This window comes from Aureimonas sp. AU20, from assembly GCF_001442755.1.
Lineage (GTDB): Bacteria > Pseudomonadota > Alphaproteobacteria > Rhizobiales > Rhizobiaceae > Aureimonas.
Window position 1 is genome coordinate 652,530 of record NZ_CP006367.1, and the last position, 22,178, is coordinate 674,707.

Annotated in this window: 21 protein-coding genes; 9 read left to right on the forward strand and 12 right to left on the reverse strand. The window is 68.1% G+C overall.

Annotated features, from left to right (window positions below; genetic code table 11):
• Positions 1 to 61: 61 nt before the first annotated feature.
• Both M673_RS02930 and M673_RS02935 read left to right on the forward strand, forming a co-directional pair.
• Entirely contained in the window at positions 62 to 700 is a 639-nt protein-coding gene (locus M673_RS02930) for a LysE family translocator (RefSeq protein WP_061973449.1), read from the forward strand.
• Positions 701 to 918: 218 nt separating this feature from the next.
• Positions 919 to 1,338 carry an EamA family transporter gene (locus M673_RS02935; RefSeq protein ID WP_061973451.1) on the forward strand — a complete coding sequence of 140 codons (420 nt, stop codon included), beginning with the start codon at positions 919 to 921 and terminating at the stop codon, positions 1,336 to 1,338.
• A gap of 10 nt (positions 1,339 to 1,348) precedes the next feature.
• On the opposite strand, the gene M673_RS02940 is transcribed toward M673_RS02935, so the two are convergent.
• Positions 1,349 to 2,008: a glutathione S-transferase family protein gene (locus tag M673_RS02940; protein WP_061973453.1), complete on the reverse strand. Its 660-nt coding sequence runs from the start codon at positions 2,006 to 2,008 to the stop codon at positions 1,349 to 1,351.
• Positions 2,009 to 2,212: 204 nt separating this feature from the next.
• On the opposite strand from M673_RS02940, the gene M673_RS02945 reads away from it, so the two are divergent.
• Positions 2,213 to 2,680: a GNAT family N-acetyltransferase gene (locus M673_RS02945; protein WP_061973455.1), complete on the forward strand. Its 468-nt coding sequence runs from the start codon at positions 2,213 to 2,215 to the stop codon at positions 2,678 to 2,680.
• A 383-nt stretch (positions 2,681 to 3,063) separates the two neighbouring features.
• On the opposite strand, the gene M673_RS02950 is transcribed toward M673_RS02945, so the two are convergent.
• The 6 genes from M673_RS02950 to thpR form a co-directional block, all read right to left on the reverse strand.
• The gene (locus tag M673_RS02950) at positions 3,064 to 3,288 is read right to left on the reverse strand and encodes a BrnA antitoxin family protein (protein WP_061973457.1); all 225 of its coding nucleotides are present in this window, start codon (positions 3,286 to 3,288) and stop codon (positions 3,064 to 3,066) included.
• A gap of 4 nt (positions 3,289 to 3,292) precedes the next feature.
• Positions 3,293 to 3,739 carry a hypothetical protein gene (locus M673_RS02955; protein WP_061973459.1) on the reverse strand — a complete coding sequence of 149 codons (447 nt, stop codon included), beginning with the start codon at positions 3,737 to 3,739 and terminating at the stop codon, positions 3,293 to 3,295.
• Complete coding sequence (gene rlmN / locus M673_RS02960) at positions 3,736 to 4,962, reverse strand: 23S rRNA (adenine(2503)-C(2))-methyltransferase RlmN (protein ID WP_061973461.1); 1,227 nt, start codon at positions 4,960 to 4,962, stop codon at positions 3,736 to 3,738. Before rlmN ends, M673_RS02955 begins: the two co-directional genes overlap by 4 nt.
• A 301-nt stretch (positions 4,963 to 5,263) precedes the next feature.
• Entirely contained in the window at positions 5,264 to 5,770 is a 507-nt protein-coding gene (locus tag M673_RS02965) for an invasion associated locus B family protein (protein ID WP_061977615.1), read from the reverse strand.
• A gap of 321 nt (positions 5,771 to 6,091) precedes the next feature.
• A complete protein-coding gene (locus M673_RS02970) occupies positions 6,092 to 6,586 on the reverse strand; it encodes a YkvA family protein (RefSeq protein ID WP_082639137.1) in 495 nt (164 codons plus the stop codon).
• A 123-nt stretch (positions 6,587 to 6,709) separates the two neighbouring features.
• Positions 6,710 to 7,303 (reverse strand): RNA 2',3'-cyclic phosphodiesterase, encoded by a 594-nt coding sequence (gene thpR / locus M673_RS02975; protein WP_061973463.1) that lies wholly within the window; start codon positions 7,301 to 7,303, stop codon positions 6,710 to 6,712.
• Positions 7,304 to 7,528: 225 nt separating this feature from the next.
• Here thpR and M673_RS02980 point away from each other — a divergent pair, with 225 nt between their 5' ends.
• A complete protein-coding gene (locus tag M673_RS02980) occupies positions 7,529 to 8,149 on the forward strand; it encodes a GNAT family N-acetyltransferase (RefSeq protein ID WP_061973465.1) in 621 nt (206 codons plus the stop codon).
• A 280-nt stretch (positions 8,150 to 8,429) separates the two neighbouring features.
• The gene (locus tag M673_RS02985) at positions 8,430 to 8,687 is read left to right on the forward strand and encodes a hypothetical protein (protein WP_061973467.1); all 258 of its coding nucleotides are present in this window, start codon (positions 8,430 to 8,432) and stop codon (positions 8,685 to 8,687) included.
• Positions 8,688 to 9,012: 325 nt separating this feature from the next.
• Here M673_RS02985 and M673_RS02990 read toward each other — a convergent pair whose 3' ends face one another.
• Positions 9,013 to 9,654, reverse strand: a complete 642-nt coding sequence (locus M673_RS02990; protein ID WP_061973469.1) for an arylesterase — start codon at positions 9,652 to 9,654, stop codon at positions 9,013 to 9,015.
• A gap of 95 nt (positions 9,655 to 9,749) precedes the next feature.
• Between M673_RS02990 and M673_RS02995 the strand changes: the two genes are divergently transcribed.
• The 4 genes from M673_RS02995 (at position 9,750) to M673_RS03010 (ending at position 14,782) form a co-directional block, all read left to right on the forward strand.
• On the forward strand, positions 9,750 to 10,472 hold the full coding sequence (locus tag M673_RS02995; protein WP_061973471.1) for an ABC transporter ATP-binding protein: 723 nt from the start codon (positions 9,750 to 9,752) through the stop codon (positions 10,470 to 10,472).
• 95 nt (positions 10,473 to 10,567) lie between these two features.
• The gene (locus M673_RS03000) at positions 10,568 to 13,060 is read left to right on the forward strand and encodes an ABC transporter permease (protein WP_187301320.1); all 2,493 of its coding nucleotides are present in this window, start codon (positions 10,568 to 10,570) and stop codon (positions 13,058 to 13,060) included.
• Between the two features lie 223 nt (positions 13,061 to 13,283).
• On the forward strand, positions 13,284 to 14,066 hold the full coding sequence (locus M673_RS03005; protein WP_061973475.1) for a Bax inhibitor-1/YccA family protein: 783 nt from the start codon (positions 13,284 to 13,286) through the stop codon (positions 14,064 to 14,066).
• A gap of 158 nt (positions 14,067 to 14,224) precedes the next feature.
• Positions 14,225 to 14,782, forward strand: a complete 558-nt coding sequence (locus tag M673_RS03010; protein ID WP_061973477.1) for a GNAT family N-acetyltransferase — start codon at positions 14,225 to 14,227, stop codon at positions 14,780 to 14,782.
• Between the two features lie 90 nt (positions 14,783 to 14,872).
• Here M673_RS03010 and M673_RS03015 read toward each other — a convergent pair whose 3' ends face one another.
• From M673_RS03015 to acnA, 4 genes are all read right to left on the reverse strand, one after another.
• Positions 14,873 to 17,230 (reverse strand): bifunctional diguanylate cyclase/phosphodiesterase, encoded by a 2,358-nt coding sequence (locus M673_RS03015; RefSeq protein WP_061977619.1) that lies wholly within the window; start codon positions 17,228 to 17,230, stop codon positions 14,873 to 14,875.
• Positions 17,231 to 17,477: 247 nt separating this feature from the next.
• Positions 17,478 to 17,816 (reverse strand): DUF2794 domain-containing protein, encoded by a 339-nt coding sequence (locus tag M673_RS03020; RefSeq protein WP_374700955.1) that lies wholly within the window; start codon positions 17,814 to 17,816, stop codon positions 17,478 to 17,480.
• A 274-nt stretch (positions 17,817 to 18,090) separates the two neighbouring features.
• Positions 18,091 to 18,873, reverse strand: coding sequence for a DUF1223 domain-containing protein (locus tag M673_RS03025; protein ID WP_061973480.1), 783 nt, complete (start codon positions 18,871 to 18,873; stop codon positions 18,091 to 18,093).
• A gap of 210 nt (positions 18,874 to 19,083) precedes the next feature.
• Positions 19,084 to 21,837, reverse strand: coding sequence for an aconitate hydratase AcnA (gene acnA / locus M673_RS03030; protein WP_061973482.1), 2,754 nt, complete (start codon positions 21,835 to 21,837; stop codon positions 19,084 to 19,086).
• Between the last annotated feature and the right edge of the window lie 341 nt (positions 21,838 to 22,178).

A 22,178-nucleotide genomic window follows, 5' to 3' on the forward strand; every position in this document is an offset into this window, starting at 1 on the left:
GCTTGTTTTCCTTTCGGCTTCGGGCGACATCGAAGGGCACGCGCCCGAAAGACGGTGGCCCATGACCTTTCTGCCCGACGCTTCCGCCCTCCTCGCCTTCACGCTCGCCGCGATCGTGCTCACGATCACGCCGGGGCCGGACATGACGCTGTTTCTGGGGCGCACGCTGGCGCAGGGGCGGCGGGCCGGGATCGCGGCCATGCTGGGGGCCTGCTCGGGCGTCCTCGTTCACACCACGCTCGCCTCGATCGGCCTGTCCGCCCTGGTGGCCGCTTCGCCGGAGGCCTTCCTGGCGCTGAAGGTGGCGGGCGCGGCCTATCTCGCCTGGCTCGCCTTCGCCGCCATCCGCAACGGCTCGTCCTTTTCGCTGGAGCGGGAGGCGATGGCGCCGCAGCCCTTTCTGCGAAATTGGCTGACGGGGGTCGGGATCAATCTTCTCAACCCGAAGATCATCCTCTTCTTCGTCACCTTCCTGCCGCCCTTCGTGGCGGCGAACGATCCCTACGCCGGGCAGAAGCTGTTCTTCCTCGGCGTTTATTTCATCGTGATCGCGGTGCCCATGTCGATCGGCATGATCTTCGCGGCTGACCGGATCGCCACGACCCTCAAGAAGAAGCCCAGCGTGATGCGCGCGATCGACTGGGTCTTCGCCTCGGTCTTCTCGGCCTTCGCCGTCCATATCCTTCTCGCCCGCGTCTGAGGCGGGGCGGGGATGATGCGGCAAAGGGTCAGGGCTAAGAGCCTGTTTGGAAACTCGGTCGGGCCGGTCCGACGGTTCTTTTTCGCCATCACTTCGTTGCCAATCCTCGCCGATGCCGCCGGCATCACTAAAGTTTGGCGCCTCGCGAACGGCGAAAAGTCGCTCGCCGGCCCTCCGCCGCCGAGTTTCCAAACAGCCTCCAAGCCGGCGGCGCTCTGATGGGCTGGCTCGGCTGGGCGCTCGCCTCGGCGGCGTTCGCCGCGCTCACCGCCATCTTCGGCAAGATCGGCGTCACCGGCGTCCAGTCCGACTACGCCACCTTTCTGCGCACGCTGGTGATCCTCGCTCTGATCGCCGGCATCGTGACGGTCGGCGGCCATTGGCGCAGCCCCGCCGGATTGCCCGGGCGCTCGCTCGCCTTTCTCGTCCTGTCGGGCCTTGCCACCGGCGCGTCCTGGCTCTGCTACTACCGCGCCCTGCAACTCGGCCAGGCGGCCGAGGTCGCGCCGATCGACAAGCTTTCCGTGGTTCTGGTCGCCCTGTTCGGCACGCTCTTTCTGTCGGAGCGACTGAGCCTCACGGGCTGGGCCGGCATCGCCCTGATCGCCACCGGCACGGTGCTCGTCGCCTGGCGCTGAGCCGTCTCACTCAGGCATAGGCATAGGGCCCGCCGCGCTCCAGCGCGCGGATATAGGCCGGGCGGGCGTGGATGCGCTCCAGGAAGGCCGCCAAGTGCAGCCGTCCGCCGAAGCCGACGCGCGAGCCCGCCGCTTCCAGCGGGAAGCTCATCATGATGTCGGCCAGCGTCGGCTCCGCGCCGGCGAACCAGCCGGTCTCGGCCAGCGCGCCGTCCCAATAGTCGAGAAGCTCGGCCAGCCGGGGCTGCAGCAGGTGCCGGTCGACGCCGCGCATCAGCGCCTTGGCCACCGGGCGCATGAGAAGCGGGGCCTGGCCCGGAATGCGGCGGAACACCAGCGTCATGAAAAGCGGCGGCATGGCCGAGCCCTCGGCATGGTGCAGGAAATGCTGCATCCGCCACCAGTCCGCCGAGCCGCGCTCGGGCTGGAGCCGGCCCTCGCCATAGGTGTCCGCGAGATAGGCGGCGATGGCGCCGGTCTCGGCCAGCGTCAGCGCGCCGTCGGTGAGGATGGGCGACTTGCCGAGCGGGTGGATGCGCTTGAGCTCCGGCGGGGCGGCGAGCGAGGGCAGGCGCTCGTAGCGCTTCACCTCGTAGGGAACGCCCAGTTCCTCCAGCAGCCAGAGCACGCGCTGCGAGCGGGAGTTTTCCAGATGGTGGAGCGTGATCATGCCAGCCTCGGCTTGCGGTTTTCGCCAGGCGTGACGGAAGGCCGGCGGTCTCGATGCGGCAGACCTAGCGCGGCAGGGGGCGGGGAACAGGCACCCGTCGTCTCTCCCACTGAGCGTCATCGCGTCGACGCTCGCGGCACCTGCGTCGGGGTGCCTGCATCTTCAGCGCTTGCGTCGGGGCGCGTTCCGGCCGATCCCTCGGACATGAGCGACCCCGCCCCCTTCCAGCTTCGCCCCGCTACGGATGCCGACCGCGAGGCGGTGAACGCGCTGTGGCACGCCAGCGCCGGCCTGCCCTCGGTCGGGGTTCCCGCCCTGCCGAGCCGCGAAGCGCTGCGCAAGCGGCTGGACGCGGAATGGGACGGCCCCTGGCGCGTGACGCTGGCCGTGCGGGACGCGGCGATCCTCGGCTTTGCCGCCTTGAAGCCGGCGGAGCGGATTCTCGATCAGCTCTTCGTCCACCCCGACGCGCTGGGGCGCGGCGTCAGCTCGGCGCTGCTGGCCCATGCCAAGGCCGAGATGCCGGAGGGTTTCACGCTTCACACGCTGTCGGCCAACGCGCTGGCGCGAGGCTTCTACGAAGCCTCGGGGCTGACGCTCCTGCGCCACGGCGCGCTGCCGGCCACCGGCACGCCGATCACCTATTATGGCTGGGGCGGCGCAGCGGGCTGAAACGGCGAGGGGCTCGGTCCTTATGTCATGGGCATCGCGAACGATCGGGCTTCGCGCCCGCACATTCCTCGAACTTCGCTTCTCGCGCCGGGGCAACCATCCATCGCCTGTGACAGCGTCGAGCGCTCTTGGAACGCGGAGCAAGACCTGCGGACGGAGGATGGGCGAGTTTTTCGTCCAGAGACGAGGAGCGAAGCTTAAGTGATGCCTGCGGCAGGCCTAAAGCATCGCGACGACGCCCTCGGCGAAAAGACCCCTCCAGCCGCACCACGACGTTTTGTTGGCTGCTTCGGGTGATGCCTGCGGCTTAGCTCAAGCCTTCGCGGCGAGGGGAGCGGGTAAACGCCCCATGCAGCCGACACCACAGCTTTTGTCGCAGGGTCTCAGTCGAGCCCGACCGCCTTGCGCAGGGCGGCGTTGATGCGGTCCTGCCAGCCCGGCCCGTCTTCCTGAAAGCGCTCCAGAACCTCGGCGTCGAGGCGCAGCGTCACGCTTTCGCGCGCGCCGGGAATGCGCGGCGCTTCCGCGACGCGGGCGGCTGGCTTGGCGGTGGCGGCCTTGAACGCGGCTTCCGCGGCGTCGCGCGGGTTGACGGGGCGTCGTGACATGGGATCAGTCCTTTGCCGGCTGGACCGGGATGGGCGAAGGGGACGGGCGCCGGGGGCGACCGGCGCGGTGGCCGGCCAGGACCCAATAGGTCAGCGCGAAGGCAAGGCCCGCGACGATCGTCGCCGTCTGCAGGCGCATGTCGCCCACCGCCGGCCCGGCATGGGCGGCCACCGCGCCGCCGACGAGCCCGGCGAGAAGGTGGATCAGCACCGAGCGCAGCCGCAGCGCCTCGCTCAGCACGAGAAAGATCAGGAAGGGCACGAAGGCCACCCAGCCGATCCCGGCGGCCATGGTGGTGAAGCCCATCGCCAGCTGGATCGTCTGCAGCGGGTCTGTGAAGGTCGCCCAGCCGATGTCCAGAAACGGCCAGAGCAGCGCGAAGGCCGCCGCGCAGCAGGCCAGCATGAAGCCGATCGGGACCAGGAAGAGGATGCGAAGAACGGTGCTCACACGGCGACCGCCGCCTCCAGAGCCAGACGATCGCCGCGCTTCATCCGCTCGGACTCCGATTTCAGCTGGCCGCAGGCGGCGAAGATGTCGCGCCCGCGCGGCGTACGGATCGGCGAGGCATAGCCAGCCTGGTTCACCAGCTCGGCGAAGCGCTCGATCTGCTCCCAGTCGGAGCATTCATAAGGCGAGCCGGGCCAGGGGTTGAACGGGATCAGGTTGATCTTGGCCGGAATGCCCTTGAGGAGCCGCACCAGCTCGCGCGCGTCGGCCAAAGAGTCGTTGACGCCCTTCAGCATCACGTATTCGAAGGTGATGCGGCGCGCGTTGGACAGGCCGGGATAGGTGCGGCAGGCGTCCATCAGCTCCTTGATCGGGTATTTCTTGTTGATCGGCACGAGCACGTCGCGCAGCTCGTCCGTCACCGCATGGAGCGAGATGGCGAGCATGACGCCCATCTCGTCGCCGGTCTTGCCGATCATCGGCACGACGCCGGAGGTGGACAGCGTGATGCGGCGGCGCGACAGGGCGAGCCCGTCGCCGTCCGACACCACGGCCAGCGCGGCCTTGACGTTGTCGTAATTGTAGAGCGGCTCGCCCATGCCCATCATCACGACATTGGACACAAGGCGCCCTTCGGAGGGCACGATCGCGCCCTGCGGCGTCGAGGCTTCGGGGAAGTCGCCCAAGCGCTCGCGCGCGGTCAGAACCTGCCCGACGATCTCGGACGGCTCCAGATTGCGCACGAGGCGCTGCGTGCCGGTGTGGCAGAAGGTGCAGGTCAGCGTGCAGCCGACCTGGGAGGACACGCAGAGCGTGCCGCGCCCTTCCTCGGGGATATAGACGGTCTCGATCTCCACCGGGCGCCCGGCGCCGCGCGAGGGAAAGCGGAACAGCCACTTGCGCGTGCCGTCCACCGAGATCTGCTCCTCGACGATTTCCGGCCGGCGGATCTCGAAGCGCTCGTCCAGCGCGGCGCGCAGGTCCTTGGAGACATTCGCCATCTGGCTGAAGTCGGAAACGCCGCGCACATAGAGCCAGTGCCAGAGCTGCTGGACGCGCATCTTGGCCTGCTTGGCGGGAATGCCGGCCTCGACCAGCGCCGCGCCCATCTCCTCGCGCGAAAGGCCGAGCAGCGAGCGCTTGGGCGCGGAGGCCGAGGTCTCGGGCGCCGCGGCCGGGCGCGGGCGGGTGGTGGCGTCGGAAAGGTCGATCGTCGCGCTCATTGGGCAAACCCCGTCGCGCGGCGTCGGATACGCCCCGCATGGTGCTGAATGGTCATTTGGCTTCGGATCGAAGTCAAATGAGCCCAAATGCCGGAAATCGCAACCCCTTGGCGGGCGGAAGGCGAGGGCGAACGGCGAAAATGCCGGCTTGAGGGCCGGCATGGAGGAGCGAACCTTCGCCCAGACGCCTCAGTGAGCGGCGCGGATGGGCGAGGCGGTGGGGCGGGCAGGAGGTCTGCCGCGCCGCCATCGGTCGATCGGTCAGGCGCTCAACGCCCGCCCGACCTCGCCGAGCCCCGTCTCACTTGCACTTGGCGATGGAGTTCAGCGCCGCCGTCACGCCGGCCAGCGAATAGGTGTAGTTCGTGGCGGTGCCGCGCTGCGAGGTCGCGTCCACCTTCATCGACTTGCCGTTCTTGAGCGCGGCGACGAGCTGAGGCTCTTCGGCGGCATTCTCCATCCAGGCGCTTTCGCCGCGCGTGAACATGGAGAACTTCTTGGTGTCGATGGTGACCACGACCTTGGAGCCGTCGCGCATGGGATAGCCCATCACCACCTGCGGCTCGTAGGTCGGCTTGGCGCCGGGCTTCTGCGACACGAGGAAGAAGATGTCGCCATGGTCGACGCTGGCCGGTTGCATGGTCTTGGGCGTCGACAGGACGTAGCAGACCTTGCCGCCGCTCGCGTCGTAGGAATAGCTGCCCCAATCGTTGAACTGGTTCATGCGCGTCGGCGTCTGCGCGGCGCTCGCCGCGCCCGAGAGCAGGAGCAGTGCCGCTGCAGCCGTCAGTACATGTTTCATGGAGATCCTCTCCCGTCGCAAACCCGATCGCCGCGCGCCTCGATCCCGTCGAAACCGCACGAATTCATGAGCGGCATGGTGAACGAAAGCCCTTTCCACAGGGTAAACGATCTGCAAACCAAACCGCTGGAATGCGCGGCAAATGGCTTTTCGATGCGTTCGGCTCGGTTCACCAGCCCGATCGCTGGAGTCTCGCGTCGAGGGCGGCAGTGGCCCGTGGAAACGGGTAAATGGGGCAGGAGTGTGTTGCCTACCGGGTCGAATCGCGGCCCGCGCCCAGCCAAGCCGTTCGAGCACGGCGCGGCGACGGCGCGATCACGAAACGGTTCACGCCTTGTGAGGCGGGGCGTCGGGCGTCGCCTCGGCGGGGGCGTCCGAGGCCACTTTGGTCTTCAACACTTCGCGCGCCCGGTCGTAATGCTCGGGGCGGATGTTGTTGCGCACCGCCGCCAGCGCGGCGAGCAGCACTGCCGCGTCGTCGGTATAGCCGAGCCCGGCGATGAAATCGGGAATCGCGTCGAAGGGCAGCACGAAATAGGCGAGCGCGGCGAGCAGGATGCCGCGCGAGGCGGCCGGCGTCTGGCGGTCCAGCGCGCAGTAGTAGGAGGCGACCACGTCCTCCGCGAAGGGAATGTGCCGGATGGCGCGCTTCAGCGTGGAAAAGAATCCGCGTCGGACCTTCTCCTCCTGCCGGCGCTGCTCGGTCTCGGTGCCGGGCAGCAGGATCTCGCCTTCCAGCCCCTTGGGCAGGGGCGCCAGGGCGGTCTCGCCCGCCGTCTCGCCGGCGGGGCTGTCCGACATCTCGTCGCGTCGATCCGTCATTCGGAGCGTCTCCATCGGGGGAACCGGCCCGATATGGGGCCGGTTCCGGCGTTTCGAAAGCGGGCGGAGCCCGTTCGCCCGGAAAACCCGTTCGCTCGAACCCGTTCGCCCGGAAAAGACGCGTCAGCGGAAGGCGGGTTCCAGCAAGGCTCCGGCCTGTGCGGCCTCGCGCGCGCCGGACGAGCCGATCAGCGGGAAGGCCTCTTCCAGGACATAGGGGCCGCCGCCCACCGAATCGCGCGAGGAGAACAGGACGAAGCGGCCGACCGTGAAGGGCGGCGTGCGGAAGTCGCCCCGTCCGGCGAGATAGCGCGCCACGTCCTCGGCCTTGGGGTTGCGCAGGCGCGCCAGCGTGACATGGGGCGTGAAGCGGCGCGGATCGGCCGGCAGGGCGATGCGCCGCGCCACCTTGTCGATCTCGGCATGGAGAAGGTCGAGCGGGCGTGAGGGCTCCACCCCGGCATAGACCGAATGCGGCTTCTTGGAGCCGAACGCGTCCACGCCGCGCAGCGCCAGCGTGAAGGGCGCCTGCCGCACCCGGTCGAGCCCGGCCACCAGCTCGTCGGCCGTGCGCGCGTCGACATCGCCGAAGAAGCGCAGCGTGATGTGGAAGTTCTCCGCGTCGATCCAGCGCGCGGAGGGCAGGCCGCCGCGCAGGAAGGACAGGCTCATCGCGGCATCGCGCGGGATCTCGAGGGCGGTGAAAAGTCGCGGCATGAGAGATCCTTCCCGCTATGGGCCCTCGCTCGCCAAGCCGTTCTCCGGCGTTCCGCGAGCCTTGGGACCGGGTGCCTTTACACGCTTATGATGTTCATCACATGGGGCTGACTTCAAGGTGACGCATGGCACCCATGCGTGTCCTCCCGTTGCTGTTGCTGCGCTGCACACTTAACCAAGGGTTGACCCGGCGATGACGCCGACGCCCCTCTTGTGCCGTTTGCGATGTCCCTCACTCATTCGTCCGACCGTTCCGCCCCGTGGGAGAACAGGAGCCACATCCGGCGCCTGCGCCGCTCCGATCGCGCCGACTTCGCCGCCCATCTCCTGCGGCTCGACGCCGAATCCCGGCGCATGCGCTTCGGCTCGGCTGTCGGCGACGCCGTGCTTGCGCGCTATGCCGAAGGCGCGCTTGGCGACGACAGCGTGCTGAAGGGCGTCTTCATGGACGGCACGCTGCGCGGCGCGGCGGAACTGCGGGCCATCCGCTCCCCGCTGCCCGAGGCCGCCTTCAGCCTGGAGCAGCCTTGGCAGGGGCAGGGGCATGGCGCGCGGCTCTTCGCCAGTCTGGTGGACACGGCCCGCAATTCCGGCCTGCGCCGCTTCACGCTTCAATGCCTCAGCGGCAATGTCGCGATGCAGAAGATCGCGCGCCGGTATCAGGCGCAGCTGCATTTCGAGGACGGCGAGGTGACGGCCGAGCTTCGCCATCCCGGTGGCGACATGGCCTCGCTCACCCGCGAAGCGGCCGAGGAGCGCTTCGCTCAGAGCCTGGCCGCTGCCGACCGTGCTCTCTACCGCCTCGCCACCGAAGTCGGCGTCGACCTGCGCTTGCGTCGGGTCTGAGGTTCACGTTTTGCTTTCCGCCACGTGAGGCGGAAAGGCGACCGGCCGTTTTCGAACTCGTGAGCGAGCCGACGCGGTTGTTCGCTCTGCGTCGTCGCAAAGGAGCCGGATCGAAAAGCAGGGGGGACACCCCGAAGCGGGAGGGCTTCGCGGTCGTCAGTTCCCGCGCGAGTCCGGGGTCGCGTTCGGTCCTAGTTTGACGGCCCTTCGAATGCCGTCCAAGTCCACGCTCACGATGGGACTGGGGATGTTGTAGAGGGATTCCGGTCCTGTCCCCGCGATGCTCTGGAACGTGCTGCCGGCACGGCCCGATGCCGACGCGGTGCGACCGCCGATCGTCGTGGCCGCGCCGAAATTCCCGGATCTCGCCACGGCATCGGCATTGGCACTGCTGACGGAACTCGATCCCTCGGTCGCTCGCTGCTGCGTCGAGCCGCGTTCGGAACCGACGACATTGGTGGCGTTCCCCAAGGAAGGGGGCCATGGCGATGGAGGCCAGCTGCCGCCGGGCGCGGAAGAGCCGGTAATGCTACTTTGAATGCCGCTACCGCCGGAAGAAGAGGTTCCGAGCCCGCTGGACGTTCCAAGCGCCTGAGCCTGTGCGGGGACGACGCCCGCACCCAAGGCAAACCCCAGCCAGACTATTGATGATGCCTGCATGCCTGCCTCCCACATCTTCATGGAACAGGTTCGGTCGGCAAATGCGGAAAGATGCAAAACCGGCTTTGCTGGATAGTTTCGCGGCACTATGAATTCATCTTACCGCATGACAGCAGTGCCATAGAAGCGACGTCGAACCTTTTGTCAGCAGACCGAGCGAAGAGGGTTCGAGACCCGCCGGTCGGCGCGCTCGCCCCAGCCCCTCAGCCCTTCGGCTTCGCCAGCGTCTCGCGCACCAGCGGCAGCATGCGCTCCACCACGATCGCCACGCCGTCCTTGTTGGGGTGCATGTAGTCGGCCTGGTTCAGCGCCGCGACGGAGGCGACGCCGTCGAGGAAGAAAGGGTAATAGGCAACGGCGTATTTCTGCGCGAGTTCGGCATAGATCGGGTTGAAGCGCTTGGCATAATCCTCGCCCATGTTGGGCGGGGCGATCATGCCGGCGAGAAGGACGCGGGTGCCCGGCCGCGCGCTGAGACGCTTCAGGATCTCGTCCAGATTGCGCTTGGTGACGTCGGGCGAAATGCCGCGGAGCGCATCGTTGGCACCGAGCTCCACGATCACGAGGTCGGCACTCTGGGGCACCGACCAGTCGAGGCGCGCGAGGCCTCCCGTGGTCGTGTCGCCCGAGACGCCGGCATTGGCGACCACGGCCTCGACGCCCGCCTTGCCGAGCGCCGCCTGCAGCTGCTCGGGAAAGGATTCGCCGGGGCCGACGCCATAGCCCGCCGAGAGGCTGTCGCCGAAGGCGACGATCTCCGCCGGCGCGGCCCGGGCGGGCGCGAGAGCGCCGCAGACCCCGAGGCCGATCGTCACGAAGGCGAGAAGCGATTGGAACCGACCCATCTGCCATCCATATCTTAGCAACTGCGAGATTTCGTCGAACGCGCCAAGCGGCCCCAAGGCGTTGGCTCGCATCGGCATATAGGAAGGCAAGGCGCGTGGCAGAACCGGCGATCCGATTACGAAAGGTTCATCTGACGCTCGGCCAGGGCCGGGGCGCGGTGCATGTGCTGAAGGGCATCGACCTCGACGTGGCGGCCGGCGAAAGCGTCGGCATCGTCGGCCCCTCCGGCTCGGGCAAGTCGACCTTGCTCATGGTGCTGGCCGGGCTGGAGCGCGCCGACGAGGGCGAGGTGGTGATTTCCGGCCAGTCGCTGCGATCCTTGAGCGAAGACAGGCTCGCCGCCTTTCGCGGCCGCCATGTCGGCATCGTCTTCCAGTCCTTCCATCTCATTCCCAACATGACGGCGCTTGAAAACGTCGCGGTGCCCCTGGAACTCGCGGGCCGGGCCAACGCCTTCGAGCGCGCCGAGGCCGAGCTTCGCGCCGTGGGTCTCGGCGCGCGCGTCACGCACTATCCCGGCGAATTGTCGGGCGGCGAGCAGCAGCGCGTGGCGCTGGCCCGCGCGCTCGCCCCCGAGCCGGCGCTCTTGATCGCCGACGAGCCGACCGGCAATCTCGACGCCGAGACCGGCGCTCAGATCGCCGACCTTCTCTTTGCCGAGCAGAAGCGGCGCGGCATGACCATGATCCTCGTCACCCATGACAAGACGCTGGCGGCGCGCTGCGGGCGCGAGGTCGCGGTGCGGTCGGGCGTCATCGAAAGCGGGGGCGCCGCGCCGGCCCGGCCGGAAGCCGCCGTCGCGGGGCCGGCCCTGTGAGCCGCGCGTACGTCGCCCCGGCGGGTCTTGCCGCGTCCGGGGAGAGCCGCCCGGCCGGCTCGCTGAAGCTCGCCTGGCGCTTTGCCCTGCGCGAGATGCGCGGTGGCGTGCGCGGCTTCGTCATTTTTCTTCTGTGCCTGACGCTCGGTGTCGCCTCCATCGCGGCGGTCAATTCCGTGTCCGAGATGATGACCACGGGCATCGAGCGCGAGGGTCGCACGATTCTCGGCGGCGACATGCGCTTCGGCCTCAACGGGCGTGAGGCCGGTGAGGCGGAGCAGGCGTTCCTCGCCCGCTTCGGCACCGTGGCGCAGAGCGCCAATCTGCGCTCCATGGCGCGGCTGCCGGACGGCACGAACCAGACCCTGTCCGAGATCAAGGCAGTGGACGCGCGCTACCCGCTCTATGGCGCGGTGGAAAGCGCGTCCGCTGCCCCCCTCGCCGATCTTCTGGCCGAGCGGAACGGGCGCTATGGCGCGCTCGCCGCACCGGAATTCTTCGATCGGCTCGGCATCGAGCCCGGCGCGACGGTGCTGATCGGCGGTCTCGAGGTCGAACTGCGCGGGCGGCTCCTGCGCGAGCCCGACGTCCTGTCGGACGGCTTCATCTTCGCCCCGCGCCTTCTGGTCGCCAACGAGGCGCTGAAGGCGAGCGGCCTGATCCAGCCGGGCTCGCTGGTGGAATACGACTACAAGCTGCGCTTCGCTGACCCGAACACCGACCCGGCCGATGTGGAAGCGCAGGCCAACGCCGCCTTTCCGCAGGCGGGATGGAGCATCCGCGACGCGCGCGAAGCCGCTCCCTCGCTTCAGCGCAGCATCGACCGCTTCTCGCAGTTCCTGACGCTGGTCGGCCTCACCGCGCTGATCGTCGGGGGCGTCGGCATCGCCAATGCCGTCTCGGCCTATCTCGACGGCAAGCGGCAGGTCATCGCCACGTTCAAGAGTCTGGGCGCCGGCGGCGGCTTCGTGGTCTGGATCTATCTCATCCAGATCGGGCTTCTGGCGGCGGTCGGCATCGCGGCGGGCCTCGTCTTGGGCGCGCTCGCGCCCTTCGCGGCGGCGGGCTTTCTGGAAGCCTATATCCCGGTCTCGACGCAGCCCTCGGTCTATCCCGGCGCGCTGCTGCTCGCCACCGCCTTCGGCTTCCTCACCGCCTTCGCCTTCGCCATCCTGCCGCTCGGCCGCACGCGCGACGTGGCGGCCACCGCCCTGTTCCGATCCAACGAGGGGCCGGGCGCGCTGCGCACACGCCTCATCTATGCGCTGGCGGCGGGCGTCCTGGCGCTGGGCCTTGCCGGTCTCGCCTTCCTGATGGCGAGCGACAAGCGCATTGCCGGCGTCTTCCTCGTCGCCACGGCCGTCGCCTTCGTGATTCTGCGCCTCGTCTCGGTCGCCATCCGCGCGATCGCCGCGCGCCTGCCGCGCGTGCGCTCCACGCCGCTGCGGCTTGCCATCGGCAATATCCACCGGCCCGGCGCGCTCACCCATTCCGTGGTCCTGTCGCTCGGCCTCGGGCTGACGCTGCTCGTCACGCTGGCGACGATCGACACGGCGCTGCGCCGCGAGATCGGCACGGGGCTGGCCGCGCGGGCGCCGAACTTCTTCTTCGTGGACATCCAGTCCGCCGAGGTCGATCCGTTCCGCCAGCGCATTCAAGAACTCGCGCCGGGTTCGACGCTCGACGCCGTGCCCATGCTGCGCGGGCGCATCGTGAAGCTGAACGGCACGGACGTGGCGCAGCTTCAGGTGCCGCCCGAAGGCGCCTGGGTCCTGCGCGGCGACCGGGGCGTCACCTATTCCGCCGCCCCGCCCGAGAACACGACGCTGACGCAAGGGGTCTGGTGGCCCGCCGACTATACCGGCGAGCCACAGGTTTCCTTTTCCGCCAAGGAGGGAGGGGAGCTCGGCCTGAAGCTCGGCGAGACGGTGACCGTCAACGTGCTCGGCCGAGAGATTACGGCGCGCATCGCCAATTTCCGTGCGGTGGAATGGGAATCGCTGTCGATCAACTTCGTCATGGTCTTCTCGCCCAACACGTTCGCCGGCGCGCCCCATGCGTGGCTGGCGACGCTGGACATGCCGCAGGCTTCCAGCGAGGGCGAGCGCGCCGTTCTGCGCGGCATTTCCAACAGCTTCCCGGCGGTGACGACGGTGCGGGTGAAGGACGCGCTGGACGCGGTGAACGCCCTTGTCGCACAGCTGGCGCTCGCCATCCGCGCGGCAGCTGCGGTGGCGCTGGTGGCCTCGGTTCTCGTTCTGTCGGGCGCGCTCGCGGCGGGCAACCGGACGCGCGTCCACGACGCCGTGGTTCTGAAGACGTTGGGCGCGACGCGCTCGGTCCTGATCCGCGCCTATGTCACGGAATATCTGACGCTGGGCGCGGCCACGGCCCTGTTTGCCATCGGCGCCGGGGCGCTCGCGGCCTGGTACGTGCTTGCCCGCGTGATGCAGCTGCCCTTCAGCTTCGACGGCGGCATCGCGCTCACCGTTCTCGTCGTGGCGCTGGTTCTGACCGTCGGCTTCGGCCTCGCCGGCACATGGCGGGTGCTCGGCCAAAAGGCGGCGCCCGTCCTGCGGGAGTTGTAGAATGCGCCGGTTTGGAGCCGAAACCAGCCGAATGACGGAAATTTAATGGCACTGGGGCGCCGAATCCGCCGCCCTGAGCGTTGCGTCTCTTGTGAGCGAGGCCGATGCTTCGCATATTTGGGGCCAAGGGCTTGCTGGGCGTCCCGCCAGCGGAGCCAGGCTTTTCGAGGCCGACCCCCACGGGACCCCGGACAACACGGGACACCGAAAAAGGAGACTGTCCATGGCTGACAAGTGGAACAGCGGCGTTCGCAGCGTCCCCCTGTCGCGGGGCCGCGCCGACGTCGCCATCGACCAGGGCCTCCGGAGCTACATGCTCCGGGTCTACAATCTCATGGCCATCGGCCTCGCCTTGACCGGCATCGCCGCCTACGGCCTCTTCTCCGCCGCGACCACGAGCGATCCTTCGCTGGCGGTCGGCGCGGTCAACGGCGTGATGCTGACGCAGCTCGGCGCCACCGTCTTCACCACGCCGCTGCGCTGGGTGCTGATGTTCGCGCCCCTCGCGCTGGTGATGTTCCTGTCCTTCCGCATCCACCGCATGAGCACGGGGGCCGCGCAGGCGACCTTCTGGTCCTATGCCGCGCTGGTCGGCCTGTCGCTCTCCACGATCTTCCTCGTCTACACGCAGGAATCGATCGTGCAGGTCTTCTTCGTCACGGCCGCCGCCTTCGGCGCGCTATCGCTCTTCGGCTACACGACGAAGCGGGACCTGTCGGGCATGGGCTCGTTCCTGGTGATGGGCCTCTTCGGCCTCATCATCGCCATGCTGGTGAACGTCTTCCTCGCCTCCTCGGCGCTGGGCTTCGCCATCTCGGCCGTGGGCGTGCTCGTCTTTGCCGGCCTCACGGCCTGGGACACGCAGCGCATCAAGGACATGTACTTCGAAGGCGACGACACGCTGGTCGCGGGCCGCAAGGCCATCATGGGCGCGCTGTCGCTCTACCTGAACTTCATCAACATGTTCATGTTCCTGCTTCAGTTCCTCGGCTCCAGCCGCAACTGAGCGGCTAAGTCGACAGGATCGATACGGTGAAAGGGCGGCTCTCGGGCCGCCCTTTTTCGTGCGCGTTCGACGCCCCAGCCTCCGTCATTCGACGCATTGAGCCGGCGGGCCGCCGCGCCTATGGTCGCGCCGTTTCGAATGAGTAAGGCATCCCCTCCATGAGCGCGTTCACCCTTCGCGAAGCCAGCCTGGCCGATATTCCCGCGATCTGCCGGATCTACGAGCACGCCGTCTTGCACGGCACGGCGACCTACGAGCTGGTTCCCCCCGACGAGACGGAGATGACGGCGCGCTTTCTCGGCCTGACGCGGCAGGACTATCCCTATCTCGTCGCCTGCGACGCGGCTGGCGAGGTCGTCGCCTATGCCTATGCCGGCCCGTTCCGGGCTCGGCCGGCCTATCGTTGGTCGGTGGAGGATTCGATCTATCTCGCGCCCGAGGCGCAGGGGCAGGGCATCGGCACGGCGCTGCTCGGCCGGCTCTTGGAGCTTTGCCAGGCGAAGGGCTTCCGCCAGATGATCGCGGTGATCGGCGGGGCCGACAATCATGGCTCGATCCGTCTGCACGAGAAGCTCGGCTTCGCGCGGATCGGCCTGTTCGAGGGCTCCGGCTTCAAGTTCGGCCGCTGGATCGACACGGTGCTGATGCAGTACCCACTGAACGGCGGCAAGAGCACGCTGCCGGACGAAAGCGTCTATCCCGGCACCCTGTCGTAATCCGAGAGGTTTTGATCGCCCCGGCCGCGCCTCGCGCGGCTTGAACCCCGCGCGCCGGATTCGCTCGCTGCGGGCGGGGGAGGCCGGGCGTCAGGCCGCGTCGGCGACGAGCGGTTGGCTCTCTCGCAGGCGCGGCTCGGGGCGGCCGAGCAGATACCCCTGGCCGGCGTCGCAGCCGATGCGGCGCAGGAGCGCCAGCTGCGTTTCCGTCTCGATGCCTTCCGCCAGCGTCGGGATGGACAGCGCCCTGCCGAGCTGGACGATGGCGGTGAGCACCGCCAGCGAGTTCGCGTCGGTGTCGGCGCTCGCCACGAAGGACCGGTCGATCTTGATCCGGTCGAGCGGGAAGTCGCGGAGATGGGCGAGCGAGGAGAAGCCCGTTCCGAAATCGTCCATCGCCACGCGAATGCCCATCTCCCGCAGCGAGGCGAGCATATGGGCGATGGCCGGACCGTCCTCGACCATGGCGGTCTCGGTCAGCTCCACCTCCAGCCGCGCCGCCGTCAGGCCGCTGGCCGCCAGCGCCCGCGTCACATGCGCCATGAGCTGCGGCGAGCGCAGCTGCACGGGCGAGACGTTGACCGAGATGTGCAGCGCGCTGTCCCAGGTCGCGGCCTCGCGGCAGGCTTCCCGCAGCACCCATTCGCCGATCCCGACGATGAGGCCGATCTCCTCGGCGAGCGGAATGAAGCGCGCGGGCGAGATGGGGCCGAGGGTCGGATGGTTCCAGCGGATCAACGCCTCGTAACCGATCACCGCATCGCTCGAAAGCGAAAGGAGCGGCTGGTAGGCGAGATGGAAGGCGCCCTGCGCCAGCGCCTGGCGCATGTCGCGCTCCAGCTGGTTGCGCTCAGCAACCGCCTCCATCATGCCGGAGAGATAGGCGACCGCGCAGCCACGGCCCTGGCGCTTGGCCTCGTAGAGCGCGATGTCGGTCTGCTGCATGAGAAGGTCGGCGTCGGCCGCCTCGTGCGCACCGCAGATGCCGATCGAGCAGCCGATGGACAGCATCGTGTCGCCCACCATGAAGGGCACGGACAGCGTGGAGACGACGCCTTCCGCCGTTTCGCGCGCCGTCGCGGCGTCTCCCGCCAGGAGGATGGCCAGCTCGTCGCCGCCGATGCGGGCGACGAAGTCGGCCTCGGCCAGGATCACCCGAAGGCGCCCGGCGACCTGCACGAGGAGTTGGTCGCCCATCGCATGGCCATAGGTGTCGTTCACTGGCTTGAAGCGATCGAGATCGAGAAGCAGGAGATGCCACCGCTCGGCGGGCTCCAGCCCCGCCTCCATACGCGCCTGCAGGCCGCGCCGGTTGGCGAGGCCCGTCAGCGGGTCGTGGAAGACCATATGCGAGATCTGCTGCTGCGCTTTTCGGGTGCTCGTCACGTCGTCGAAGATCAGCACCGTGCCGCCGCCCTGCACCGGGCGGCTTTCGATTTCCAGAATGCGCCCGCCGGACATGGCGCATTCCGTGCGCCGCAGCGTGCCGGAGCGAATGCGCTCCAGAATGCGCTGGTTCACGTCGGTCTGCTTGTCGGCCGACCAGTTGTTGGCCCGCCCGACCACGCTGAGAAAGGACAGGACCGACATGCCGTTGCTGAGGGAACGCTCGCCCAGGGCGAACAGCTCGAGGAAGCGCGTGTTGAACAGGCCGATCCGGTTCTGGTTGTCGATGAAGACCAGCCCGTTCGACATGTTGTGGAGCGCTGTGGAGAGAATCTGCGCATGCGCGAGCTTCTGTTCCTCGAAGCGCCGCGCCGTCAGAAGGGCCAGGATGGCGCCGACGAAAAGAACCACGGCGCCAGCGGCGGTGAAGATGCTGAGCGTGACGTTCTCGCCCGCGATCGCCAGCCGGTCGCCATGAGGCATGAGCGAGACGCCGGCGATCGAGATGAAATGCGCGCCGCAGACCCCGAGTGTGACGAGAAGGCAGACCAGGGCGGGATGACGCATCGCGCGGGGCAGGCCGCGAGCCGTCGCAAGGCACAGGCCGCCCATGCCGTAGGCGAGCACCACCACGGGTCCCGCGATCGCCTGCGAGCAGCCTTCGATCGCGGACATGCCGGCATAGTGCATGGCGCCGATGCCCAAGCCCCCGAGCGCGCCGAGGAGAACCCGCGCGCGGAGCGACGAAAAGGAGACCGAAAGCGCCAGCGGCACGCCCACGGCGAGAACCGAAATGAGCGCCGACAGGGCCGTTTCCGACCCGTTGTAGCTGAGCAGCAGATCGGCGCGGTAGCCGAGCATGGCGATGAAATGCGTGGTCCAGACGCCGAGCCCGGCCACGGTCGCCACGGCCCATTGCCAGCGGCGGCGAACCGCACCTTCGCCCGCCTCGGCCGCATCCAGAAGCACCGCCAGAAGCCAACCCGCCACCACGCAGATGGCGGCGGCCGTCAGGACGAATCCGAGGGAATGCTGCGATGCGAGAAGGGTGAAGGCTGCCATACCGAAAGCCATAGGGGACCAACGGTATCCACAGCCTCAATCCGGATGGTGAAGAAGCGTTGAATCTCACCCTCGGGAGAGCCGGCCTTGTGGGCCGGGATGACAGGCGCGCCGCCGAAACCCCGATTTCACTGCGGGTTCGGGCTCCCGGACCATTGGCCGGCATGGCCAGCGACATCGCGCCGCTCCCCGGCCGGGCCGGCGCGCGACCATCCTGGCCGAACCGGCCCGCCGACGAGACGTGTCTTCAGCTTTCCGTGAGCTTCAACGCCTTATCGAAGACGCGCAGCACCTGCGACAGCTCGTGGCCGCGCTTCATGACGAGGCCGCCGGCGGCATGCACGCTGTAGGCGCCCTGGCGCCGCGCGAGCTTGGGGTCCTTCTCGATGCGGAAGAGCGGCATTTCCGAGGCGCGGCGGAAGATCGAGAACACGGCGCGATCGCGCAGCGTGTCGATCGCATAGTCCCGCCATTCCCCGGCCGCCACCATGCGCCCGTAGATGCGAAGGATCTCTCCCAGTTCGTGGCGGTCGAAGCTGACGATCGGCAGGCTGTTGGCGCTGCGCACCTCCGCCAGATTGATCAGCGAGGCGGAGCGTTCGGCTGCAGGTTCGGTCAATCGCTGTCCCTCCGAGGCGCGGCGCGGGGGAGGCGCGGCGCTTCATCATCCTGTCATGGAAATGGGACCGGGCGAAGGGCGTTGCAACGGGACCGCCATGCCGGGGCAAGGCTTGCGGCGCGCCGGGCGTGGCTTGTGCGCAGCCGCGTCCGAGGGCGATTCAGGCCCCGGGTCTAGGAAGCTGGCGCTATCTTCTTGTGAAAAGGGATGTTTTCCAATTGGAGAGTCGCTCGAAGAAACGTCAGAAGCGCAGCGCCGCCGCCGCTAGGATGCGGCCCGGCCGGTCGTCCTTATCCATGGCCTGGATCAACGCCACGCAGCCGCCCGCCTCGGCGTCGGGATCGGCCAGGAGTCCAAGCGGCATGTCCACCGACAGGCGCCCGTCCGGGCCGATCACCCCGACCGCGCGCCAGTCGCGCACGGCATGGGTGTTGAGAAGCTGGCGGCCCTGGTTCTCGCCGCGCGCGACCTGCGTGCTGGTGGTCTTGGCATAGGTCGCAAGGATCAGCGCCGGGGGGCGGGCGCCTTCCGGTTGCGGACCGGCGGCGACGCGAAGGCTCAGCGTGTCGCCGGACAGGCGCATCTCGATGGTGGGCTGGCCGTCGGCGCCGGGCAAGGGCGCGGCGCCGACGGCGCGCTCGATCGCCGCCTCGTCCGCGCCGCCGAGCGCGGCCTGTCCGTTGACGATGGCCTGGGGCGTCGAAAGCCCGCCCAGCCGCATCGCCTTGCTGTATCCCTTCTGCCGCTCGGCGTTGCGGCGCGAGCCGAGCGGGTCCTCCCAGCCGATATAGTCCCAATAGTCGACGTGATAGGCCAGCGCCACGTAGTCCGGCCGCGCGGCAAGGCGCGCCAGAACCGCGTCGGCCTTGGGGCATTCGGCGCAGCCCTGGCTGGTGAAGAGCTCCACGATGCCGCGCACCGTCCGGCTCGTCGCCTCGGCGCCGCTTTCGTCCGCGCGCGCGCTGGGGGCGCTGACAAGCGCGGCGGCGGCGAAGGCCAGGGCGGCAAGGCTCGGCGGGGTCATGGGGCGGGGTCTCCTCGGCTTCGGGGCCTGCCCGAAAACAGATGGGACCATGCGGGAGGAACCCCAGGGAACGCGAGCCTTCCCCCGTTCAATTGAGGGTGAAGCTTGCGCGAGGGCGCGCGCATGAAAACGCCGCCGCCCCTGCGTGCAGGAGCGGCGGCGCAAAAAGTGGCCCGGCCCGCGAAGGGGCCGGGCGGATGGGACGTGACCTCAGGCGGCGAGCTGGCGCAGCACGTAGTGCAGGATGCCGCCGTTCTTGAAGTATTCCAGCTCGTCCAGCGTATCGATGCGGCAGAGCAGGGGAACGGTCAGCACTTCGCCATTGGCGCGGGTGATGACGGCGTTCATGGTCTGGCGCGGCTTGACCTCGGTCAGGCCCTCGATCGTCACCGTCTCGTCGCCGACGAGACCGAGCGTCTGCCAGCTCGTGCCTTCCTGGAAGACGAAGGGCACGACGCCCATGCCGACGAGGTTGGAGCGGTGGATGCGCTCGAAGCTCTGCGCGATCACGGCGCGAACGCCGAGCAGAACCGTGCCCTTGGCCGCCCAGTCGCGCGACGAGCCGGTGCCATACTCCTTGCCGGCGAAGACGACCAGCGGCACTTCGTCCTGCTGGTACTTCATCGCCGCGTCGTAGATCGCCAGCTGCTCTCCCGAGGGGAAGTGCTTGGTGATGCCGCCTTCCACGCCCGGAACCATCTGGTTCTTGATGCGGATGTTGGCGAAGGTGCCGCGCATCATGACTTCATGGTTGCCGCGGCGCGCGCCGTAGGAGTTGAAGTCGATCGGGCGCACCTGATGCGAGACGAGATATTCGCCCGCCGGGCCGTTCTTCTTGATCGAGCCGGCCGGGGAAATGTGGTCGGTGGTGATCGAGTCGAGGAAGAGCGAGAGGATGCGCGCGTTCTTGATGTCGGTAACAGCTTCCGGCGTCATCGACATGCCCTCGAAGTAGGGCGGGTTCTGCACGTAGGTCGAACGGTCGTCCCACTCGTAGGTCAGGCCGCCCGAGACGTCGATCTTCTGCCAGTGCTCGTCGCCCCGGAAGACGTCGGAATAGCGGCTCTCGAAGAGATCGCGCGTCACCGTCTTGCGGACGATCTCGCTGATCTCCTGCGTGGTCGGCCAGATGTCCTTGAGGAAGACATCGCGGCCGTCCTTGTCCTGGCCGAGCGGCTCCTTGGTGATGTCCACGAACATCGAGCCGGCGATGGCGTAGGCGACGACGAGCGGGGGCGAGGCGAGATAGTTCGCCCGCACGTCCGGGTTCACGCGGCCTTCGAAGTTGCGGTTGCCCGACAGCACCGAGACGGCCACGAGGTCGTTCTTGTTGATCGCCTCGGAGATCGCCTCCGGCAGCGGGCCAGAATTGCCGATGCAGGTCGTGCAGCCGTAGCCGACGAGGTTGAAGCCCATCGCGTCGAGATCGGTCTGGAGACCGGCCTTTTCGAGATATTCGGTGACGACCTGGGAGCCGGGGGCCAGCGAGGTCTTCACCCAGGGCTTCACCTTGAGGCCGAGCGCGTGCGCCTTGCGGGCGACGAGGCCGGCGGCGACCAGCACGTTCGGGTTCGACGTGTTGGTGCAGGAGGTGATGGCGGCGATCACGACGTCGCCGTCCGAGATGCCGTGGTCCGCGCCCTCGACGGGGTGGCGCACGGTCTCGGGCGTCTGGCCGGGCTGCGTGGCGCCCTCGTCCATGAAGCGCGAATCACCGGTGGAAGCGGGAAGCTCGCTCTTCTTGCGGCCGCCCTGCAGCTCGGTCAGCGCGGTGCGGAACTTCGGCGCGGCCTCGGTGAGGGCGACGCGGTCCTGCGGGCGCTTGGGGCCGGCGAGCGAGGGAACGACGGTGGAAAGGTCGAGCGAGAGCGTGTCGGTGAAGATCGGCTCTTCCGACGAGGCGTCGAAGAACATCCCTTGAGCCTTGGCATAGGCTTCCACCAGCGCGATGCGGTGCTTGTCGCGCCCCGTCGCCTCGAGATAGGCGATCGTGTCCTTGTCGACCGGGAAGAAGCCGCAGGTCGCGCCGTATTCCGGCGCCATGTTGGCGATGGTCGCCTGGTCTTCCAGCGTGAGGTTGGCAAGGCCCGGTCCGTAGAACTCCACGAACTTGCCGACGACGCCCTTCTTGCGCAGCATCTCGGTGACGGTGAGCACGAGGTCGGTCGCCGTGGTGCCCTCGGGCAGCTTGCCGTCGATGCGGAAGCCGATGACCTCGGGGATCAGCATGGAGATCGGCTGGCCGAGCATGGCCGCCTCGGCCTCGATGCCGCCGACGCCCCAGCCCAGAACCGCGAGGCCGTTGACCATCGTGGTGTGCGAGTCGGTGCCGACCAGCGTGTCGGGATAGGCGATCGTCTCGCCGTTCTCTTCCTTCGTCCACACGGTCTGGGCGAGGTATTCGAGATTGACCTGGTGGCAGATGCCGGTGCCGGGAGGCACGACGCGGAAGTTCTGGAAGGCGCCCGAACCCCAGCGCAGGAACGTGTAGCGCTCGCCGTTGCGGTCGTACTCGACGCCGACATTCTTCTCGAACGAATCGGGCTTGCCGAAATAGTCCACCATGACCGAGTGGTCGATCACGAGATCGACGGGCACGAGCGGGTTGATCTTCTTGGGGTCGGCGCCGAGATGGGCGGTCGCGTCGCGCATGGCGGCCAGATCCACCACCGCCGGAACGCCGGTGAAGTCCTGCATCAGGACGCGGGCCGGGCGATAGGCGATCTCGTGGCCGGCCGAACCCTTGTCGTTCAGCCATTGCACCACGGCGCGGATGTCGTCGGCCAGAACCGTGCGGCCGTCCTCGTTGCGCAGGAGGTTCTCGAGAATGACCTTCATCGAGTAGGGCAGGCGCGAGGCACCCGAAAGGCCGTTCCGCTCGGCTTCCTTCAGGTCGAAATAGACATAGGGCTTCCCGTCGACCGAGAGGGTCTTGCGGCTTTTGAAGCTGTCGGGGTGGGACATAGGGTTCTCGTTCCTTCTCGAACCAAAAAATGTCCGAAAGGCGAACGACCGCGGCACGCCAAAGCGTGCTTCGGAAAATGCGGGTGCGACCATTTCCGCCCGTCCGCCTCAGTCCTCGCCGGGGAGGCGGGGCACGTGAGATCGGCGCTATGTGATCCACGCCGGTCGCTGGAGTGGGTGAGCGCCTTATAGGCAAGTTTGTAATCGCTATAAAGGGGCTTCGCGCATTCGCCGCGTCGCAATCGACCCGGCGCTCCCGCCTCGCTCCATTTTCGCCGATCACGACCCCTTGCCCGGTGACGGACGATCCCGTGCTGCCGCTTGCCTTTCGTCTCCCGCCT